This is a genomic window from Alistipes sp. An116 (assembly GCF_002161005.1).
Lineage (GTDB): Bacteria > Bacteroidota > Bacteroidia > Bacteroidales > Rikenellaceae > Alistipes > Alistipes megaguti.
The window spans coordinates 21,784-27,783 of sequence record NZ_NFLR01000029.1 but is presented as its reverse complement, the minus strand read 5'-3'; the positions used below and the strand labels follow the sequence as shown (position 1 = coordinate 27,783).

General features: G+C 62.6%; 7 protein-coding genes. All 7 read left to right on the top strand.

All coding sequences use genetic code 11. From position 1 onward, the window contains the following. On the top strand, positions 1–744 hold a 744-nt coding region (gene holA / locus B5E60_RS12855), incomplete at its 5' end, for a DNA polymerase III subunit delta (RefSeq protein ID WP_087312248.1). Beyond that, entirely contained in the window at positions 741–1,442 is a 702-nt protein-coding gene (locus B5E60_RS12850; protein ID WP_087312246.1) for an aminotransferase class IV, read from the top strand. The genes holA and B5E60_RS12850, both read left to right, overlap by 4 nt. 258 nt (positions 1,443–1,700) lie before the next feature. After that, the gene (locus B5E60_RS12845) at positions 1,701–2,315 is read left to right on the top strand and encodes a DUF6549 family protein (protein WP_087312244.1); all 615 of its coding nucleotides are present in this window, start codon (positions 1,701–1,703) and stop codon (positions 2,313–2,315) included. A 159-nt stretch (positions 2,316–2,474) separates the two neighbouring features. After that, the gene (gene coaD / locus B5E60_RS12840; RefSeq protein WP_087312242.1) at positions 2,475–2,945 is read left to right on the top strand and encodes a pantetheine-phosphate adenylyltransferase; all 471 of its coding nucleotides are present in this window, start codon (positions 2,475–2,477) and stop codon (positions 2,943–2,945) included. Between the two features lie 13 nt (positions 2,946–2,958). Beyond that, positions 2,959–3,993 (top strand): UDP-3-O-(3-hydroxymyristoyl)glucosamine N-acyltransferase, encoded by a 1,035-nt coding sequence (gene lpxD / locus B5E60_RS12835; RefSeq protein WP_087312239.1) that lies wholly within the window; start codon positions 2,959–2,961, stop codon positions 3,991–3,993. 6 nt (positions 3,994–3,999) lie between these two features. Next, a complete protein-coding gene (locus tag B5E60_RS12830) occupies positions 4,000–5,055 on the top strand; it encodes a TlpA disulfide reductase family protein (RefSeq protein ID WP_087312237.1) in 1,056 nt (351 codons plus the stop codon). Positions 5,056–5,195: 140 nt separating this feature from the next. Beyond that, positions 5,196–5,813: a crossover junction endodeoxyribonuclease RuvC gene (gene ruvC / locus B5E60_RS12825; RefSeq protein WP_239403352.1), complete on the top strand. Its 618-nt coding sequence runs from the start codon at positions 5,196–5,198 to the stop codon at positions 5,811–5,813. The last annotated feature ends 187 nt before the right edge of the window (positions 5,814–6,000 follow it).

Here is a 6,000-nt window from a genome sequence, read left to right as displayed (position 1 = left end):
CAGAAACCCTCGCCCACGACCATCCTCGTCATCTGCCACAAGGAGAAGAGCGTCGACAAGCGATCGGCCTTCTACAAGGGGTGTGCCGCCAACGGCGTGGTGCTCGAATCGGTCCGCCCGCGCGACTACGAGATCGCCTCGTGGCTCCAGCAATTCATCCGACGCCGCGGCCTGGAGATCGACCCGAAGGCCCTCTCGATGCTCACCGACCACCTCGGAACCGACATCTCGAAGATCGCCAACGAACTGCAGAAACTCACCGTCTCGCTCCCCGAAGGAACGAAGCGCATCACGGACCGCGACATCGAGGCCAATATCGGCATCTCGAAGGATTTCAACAACTTCGAGTTGTGCAAGGCCGTCGTTACGCGCGACATGAACCGCGCCCTGATGATCGCCGACCACTTCGCCCGCAACCCGAAGGAGAATCCGCTGCTGCTGACCGTCATGGCTCTCTTCAACCAGTTCCGCGACCTCTTCGTGGTGAACTACCTGCGCTGGCTTACGCGCCACCGCAACAAGCCCTTTTCCTCGGATCAGGAGCTGATGCGCATCCTGCGCAAGAGCAACACCTTCATTCTGGGCGAAATCAAGCAGAACGCCTCCCGGTGGGACAATCGCAAGGTCTTCCAGATTCTGGGGCTGCTGCGCGAATACGACGCCAAAAGCAAGGGACTCGGATCGGGCGGTGCGTCGGACGGCGAACTGCTGCGCGAACTGCTGCTAAAAATCTTCCTCCAGTGACCGACCTCTATCTCTATCAGACCATTCACCTGGCCCGCGGCCGGGCCCGCCACGTTGCCGAACATGCGGCGACGCTCGATGCCCTTTCGCGCGAATGGTTCGGGCGTCCGTACCCCTCCGCCGCCGAGGCGCTTCAACGGCGGATCGAACGCCGCGCCCGGGAGGAGCACTACCCGACCGAGGTCTCGGGATTTATCCGCCTCGAGCTGCTGGCCGACGGTTCGGAGCGGCTGCTGCCGGCCGGCATCTCCTACTACGACGGCTACGGCTACCGCAGCGTGCAACCCGCAACCGTCGCGCTGCGTTACGACCTGCCGCTGACCGAGGCCCCCACCTCGGCCCATGAAGCGGCCACGCTGCTGGCCCACCGGGCGGCCGAACGCCAGGGGGCGGAGGCAGCCATCCGCTGCGATGCCGAGGGGCACTTCCGCGAGGCCGAGGGGGCCCCGCTCTTCGCCATCGCAGGTCGCACGGTACTCGAAGCGCCGGGACCGGAGAGTGTCGAGCGCTCAATCACCCGGGAGGCCGTCCGCCGGGCCGGGATGGAGCTGCGCAAGGAGGAGTTCGGGCTCGGGAATCTGTCCCGCATCGAGGAGCTCTTCTTTACGGACCATCGCGGCATCACCTCCCTCTCGCGCTGCAACGGAGTGCCGCTGATGACCTTTCTGGCCGAACGAATCGCCGCGGCGCTGGAATAGCGGAGGGGCCAGCAGAGGGGGGCCAGCAGGGGGGGGGAGAGGGAATCGGAACCCGGCAAGCTGGCAAGAGGACAAAAAGGCTCGGCCGGACGCCGCTCCCGGCAAAGGTATGGCCAACGGAAGAGGCGAGGTTCGATCGGAACCCGGCACGCCGGCATAGGCACGATCCCGCCCCGGGGAGGGCCGTTTCCAAAAAATCTGGAAACCGAAACGCAGGCCGACGACCTATCTTGCGCGTTGAACCAAACCCGTCAATCCATGAAAAAATACCTCATGCTCTATGCCGTGGCGGTCACGGCTGCGCTGATGGTCGTATGGCGCCATTACCACGGCGAGAATCAACGTCTGGCCCGGAATCAGGAGGCGCTGGCCTCCGAAATCACCCTCTACCGCACGCAGGCCGGCGAAGAGGCCGCCTCGGCACAGGTGCTCCGGCTACGCTGCGCCGAATTCGAACGGCTGCGGGCCGAAGATGCCGAAGAGATCCGACGGCTGGGCATCCGCCTCCGTCGGCTCGAAGCCTCGGCCCGGACCGCCACTGCGTCGACGCTCGAAATCCGCACCCCGCTGCGGGACTCGCTCATCGTGCGGCGCGACACCTCCGAGATCCTCTCCCGAAGCTTCGGGACGCGGCTCGACACGCTGCACTCCTTCCGCTGGAGCGACCCCTGGGTCCGCATCGAGGGGATCATCCGTCGCGATTCGGTCCACTGCCGCATCCACAGCGTCGACACCCTGCGGCAGATCGTCCACCGCATCCCCCACCGTTTCCTCTTCATCCGCTGGGGCACCAAGGCCCTACGGCAAGAGATCGTCTCGCAGAACCCCCATACGCGAATCGTCTACACGGAATACATCCGGATCGAACGCTGACCGCCGCAACCGGTCACCGGCCCCACCGGCCCGGCCGGCCGCACCGCCCGTCCTGAAACCCTCCCCGCGATGTACGCCGGCACGCCGTCCGGATCCGAAACCGCGAATAAAACACCGAAAACGTACGCGGTTTGCGTTTTTTTTCTACCTTTGCCGAATATGGAGCGCACTGCAATATTCCCGGGGTCGTTCGACCCCTTCACCCGCGGTCACGCCGCGCTGGTCGACGAGGCGCTGAATCTCTTCGACCGCGTGGTGATCGGCATCGGCAACAACACCGCCAAATGCGGCCTGCTGACCGTCGAGAACCGCAAACGCCTGATCGACGACGTCTACCGTCACGAACCTCGCGTCGAGGCCCGGATCTACACCGGACTGACCGGTCAGTTCGCCGAAGAGGTCGGCGCCTGCGCCATCATCCGCGGCGTAAGGAACACCACCGACTTCGAGTACGAACGCACGATGGAGGCCACCAACCACCGCATCTACCCGGCTCTGACCACCGTCATGCTCTTCACGCCGGCCCCCGTGGCCGACATCTCCTCGTCGACCGTCCGCGAGGTCCTCTCCTTCGGACGTACCGTCGAGGAGTTCCTCCCTCAGGGAATCGATATCAACCAATACCTCTAACAATATCCCGATTATGATGGAATTTACGGCCGAAATGATCGCCGGCTTTCTGGGCGGCGATGTCGTGGGCGACAAAAACGCCGCGGTGCACACCGTCTCCTCGATCGAGGCTGGTAAAGCCGGATCGCTGACCTATCTGACCAATCCCAAATACGAACCCTGGCTCTACACCACACAGGCCTCGATCGTGCTGGTCGACCGCTCGTTCGAACCCTCGCAGCCCGTGGCCGCCACCCTGGTCAAGGTCGACAACGCCGCCGCCTGCGTCGTGAAACTGCTCGAAATGTACAACGCCGCAAAACCCCGCCGTAAGGGGATCAGCCCCCGCGCCTCGATCTCCGAAAAGGCCACGGTCGGCGAAGAGTGCTACGTCGGTGACTTCGCGGTCATCGAAGAGGGCGCCCGGATCGGCAAGGGGTGTCAGATTTATCCCCAGGTCTACGTCGGTGCCGGCGTCACCGTCGGCGAGGGCACGACGCTCTATCCCGGCGTGAAGATCTACGAAGGCTGCTCGGTGGGCGCCGACTGCATCCTCCATGCCGGGGCCGTCATCGGTGCCGACGGCTTCGGATTCATGCCCAATGCCGAGGGCGGCTTCGACAAGATCCCCCAGCTGGGCAACGTCATCATCGAGGACCACGTCGAGATCGGAGCCAACACCTGCATCGACCGCGCAAAGACCGACTCGACGATCATCCGCCGCGGCGTGAAACTCGACAACCTGATCCAGATCGGCCACAACGTCGAGATCGGCGAGAATACCGTCTCGTCGGCCCAGACCGGTATCGCCGGCACCTCGAAGGTCGGTCACAACTGCTTCCTGGCCGGACAGGTCGGCATCGCCGACCACGTGACGATCGGAAACCGGGTGAAGGTCGGCTCGAAGAGCGGTATCGACAAGAATGTCCCCGACGGCGAGATCCGTCTGGGATATCCTGCCCTGCCCGGCATGCAATATCATCGCTCGTCGGCCGTTTTCAAGAACCTGCCGGAACTCGCCCGGCGCGTCAACGAACTCGAAAAACAACTCAACGAACTCCAAAAATAGGAAACCATGAAAAAAATCCTCATTTTCGCAGCCTGCGCCACCCTGCTGGCCAGCTGCGGCAGCAAGAACCAATATGTCATCGAGGGTAAGGTCGACGGAGCAAATCCCGTGGTCTATCTCTTCGATCAGGAGGAGAACCTGCTCGACTCGGCAGCCGTCAGGGAGGGCGCCTTCCGCCTCAAGGGCGAGGCTCAGGAGCCTCAGATCGCCATTCTGCGCGATGCCCGCGATGAAAACGCCACGTTTGCCGCCATGCTGCTGCTCGAACCCGGAACAATCCAGGTCAGCGACGACCCCGACAGCCCGATGCGCAAACGTGTCACCGGAACCCCGGCCAATGATGCCAGCACGGAATATGCCGATGCCGGCTACCGCCTGATCATGGAGTACCGCGACAGTTCGACCACCGAAGAGCGCCGCGCCGCCATCGAAAAGGAGTATGAGGAGTTGGCCCACCTAGCCGTCGAGCAGAACCGCAACAACCTCTTCGGCGCCCTGCTGCTGGCCGATCAGATGAGCTACGAACTCTCGGGCAAGGAGCTGCTCGACGAAATCGCCCTCTTCTCCCCCGAGATGCAGCAGACCAAAGTCCTCGTCAATCTGAAGGCGCACGCCCAGGCCAAACAAAAAACCGACGCGGGTCAGCCCTTCATCGACGTAACGGCTCAGGATGCCGACGGCAAGGAGCTGTCGCTCAAATCGGTGGTCGAGAACCCCGCAAACAAGTACATCCTGCTCGACTTCTGGGCTTCGTGGTGCGGTCCCTGCATGGGCGAGGTCCCCTATCTGAAGCAGACCTATGACGAATTCCACAAGAAGGGTTTCGAGATCTTCGGATACTCCTACGACAACAACCGCGACAGCTGGCTCAACGCCGTCAAGGAGAACCAGATGAACTGGATCCATGTCAGCTCGCTGGATGGATTCGAAAACCAGTCGGCCAAGGATTACGCCATCCAGGGGATTCCGGCAAACTTCCTGATCGACCATGAGGGCAAGATCGTCGCCAAGAATCTGCGCGGCGAGGAGCTCTACAACAAGATCGCCGAACTGCTCAAATAAGCAGTCCGTCACGACGGCGCCCCTGCGGATCCGGTTGGCCGGCTGCAGGGGCGTCTTCGTTCCAGCCCCGACGGCGGCCCATCGGTCCCGCCCCGGAGTGACTGAAAAACACCGAAAACACCGAAATGCTCCATAAAGACATGAAACCGCAGGAAAAATACCGCATCATGGGCATTGACCCCGGCACGAACTACATGGGTTACGGCGTGCTGGAGGTCAAGGGACGTACGATCCGCTCGGTCGTACTGGGAGCCATCGACCTGCACCGCCTCACAGACCCCTATGCCAAGCTGCGTTATATCTTCGACCGGGTCGGCAAACTCGTGGACGAATACGGCCCGCGCGAGGTGGCCCTCGAATCGCCGTTCTTCGGTGAGAACGTACAGTCGATGCTCAAGTTGGGACGCGCCCAAGGGGTGGCCATGGCCGCAGCGCTGAGCCGTGACCTGCAGGTCTTCGAATACGCTCCGATGCGGATCAAACAGGCCATCACGGGGCGCGGTTCAGCCACCAAGGAGCAGGTGGCCTCGATCGTCTGCCGGCTGCTGACCATCGACGAGCCACCGCGACGACTCGATGCCACGGACGGCATGGCCGTGGCGCTGTGCCACTATTACGCCACCTCCAGCCCGCTGAATGCCGTCCTGGGCGACGAATGGGTCAAGGGACTCGGAGGCGGTAAAAAGGCGGCCTCGAAGGGCGGAACGCAGAGTTGGGAGCAGTTTCTGAAGAAACACCCCGACCGGGAGATCAAATAGCGGAGGAGCGGAAGGCAGTAGGCGGAAGACAGGCAGCTGAAAGCGGGAGACTGTACACACGGAGGCGGAACGAACATACGGGGGCGGAACATACGGGGGCCGACGGTTTCAACACTCCGGCTGAAACGGGAAAGAGCTCCGGGAGATTCCCGAAGGCGATTCGGAGGGCAGACCAGAGTCAAAATGT